Annotated in this window: 1 protein-coding gene and 1 pseudogene; one reads left to right on the plus strand and one right to left on the minus strand. The window is 38.5% G+C overall.

Annotated elements, in window-relative coordinates:
• Positions 1 to 1142, minus strand: a 1142-nt coding sequence (locus H5185_RS22140) for an alpha-amylase family glycosyl hydrolase (RefSeq protein ID WP_182743316.1), incomplete at its 3' end; no start/stop codon positions are given.
• Positions 1143 to 1260: 118 nt separating this feature from the next.
• Between H5185_RS22140 and H5185_RS22145 the strand changes: the two are divergent.
• Positions 1261 to 1407, plus strand: a pseudogene (locus H5185_RS22145) (endonuclease III); the annotation flags it as partial.

Here is a 1407-nt window from a genome sequence, read left to right on the forward strand (position 1 = left end):
CCATGCCATAACGCACTATTTTGTTTCTGTAAAGCTAAGAGCTTCTGAATCAATGGCTTAAACTCATGCTCTTTCCATTTAATAGGATCTTTTTCGAAAAACTCAAGCCGCTTATTATTCCCAGCTTCAAGTCCATTATAAATTAATGGCATACCTTCACCGACAATAGACAATACAATAGCTGTCGCTACTTTTTCTTCACTACCATAACGTTCAAATACGGTACCTTCCCACGAATTAGCATCGTGATTTGAAACATACGTCATCCGGTAGCTATTTTTTGGGTAAGCTCCCTCATTCCATGAATAGTATACAAACAACCTATTTAGATCAGCGTGACCACTTAAAATATCATGAATAGCTTCCTGCCAAGACCATGCATAAGTAGCATCAAAAGCTTTAGCATGTAAATCCCGCATCTCCCATTCAGCTAACATAAAAACAGGCTTGATCGCGTCTAGCTCTGACCTAACGTTTTCCCAAAAATCTAGAGGAACAAAACCTGCTACATCACATCGATAACCATCAATGTTAGCTTCTTTGACCCAATACTTCATTGCATCAGTCATGTATTCACGCATTTCTGGTACGTTATAATCAAAGTCTATTATGTCTGACCAATCCCACCAAGGCGTAGGTTGAAAATTGCCTTGCGAATTTTTTGTATACCAATTTGGGTGCTTATGCCTTAATTCATTATCCCAGGCACTATGATTCGCGACCCAATCTAAAATAACGTACATACCTAATTCGTGAGCAGCATTAACAAAGCTTTTTAAGTCATCTAAAGTACCAAACTCAGGGTTAACACCGTAGTAATCTTTTACTGAATAAGGGCTACCCAGCGACCCTTTTCTGTTTTCTTCGCCAATCGGATGAATCGGCATTAACCAAAGAATATCGACGCCAAGTTCTTTTAATCGTGGTAGTTGATGCTCAGCGGCTGCAAATGTTCCTTCAGGCGTGAACTGTCGCGTATTAATTTGATAAAAACTTGCATTCTTACTCCACTGAGGATGCGTTAACTTCACATATTCTTGCGGAACATAATTTGAGGAAATATTCGTTGTCTTAGTTTTTTTACTTATATTAGTACAAGCACACAGCCCTAAAAGCAGTAATATGAGCGTAAGTTTTTTCATTTGTGGAACACCTTAAACGATTAAGTTCAAAGAATATACGATGTAGCGACATTATTTTAAACAGTCCATTAACATGAATACGAATGCAAACCTTTGCGCCTGTCTAGCATAATTACCTTTTGGCTGGCCAACCATTGCCATTGACACGCATATTTTTAGGTTAGCAAACCGGACTAAATTTGCCCCAGGCAAAAATGTCGATCAAGTTGAACTGAATATGCTTAAAGTGGTGCCGAATGAGTTTAAAGTGGATGTTCATCATTGG

This window comes from Shewanella sp. SG44-6, from assembly GCF_014164185.1.
GTDB classification, from domain to species: Bacteria; Pseudomonadota; Gammaproteobacteria; order Enterobacterales; family Shewanellaceae; genus Shewanella; species Shewanella vesiculosa.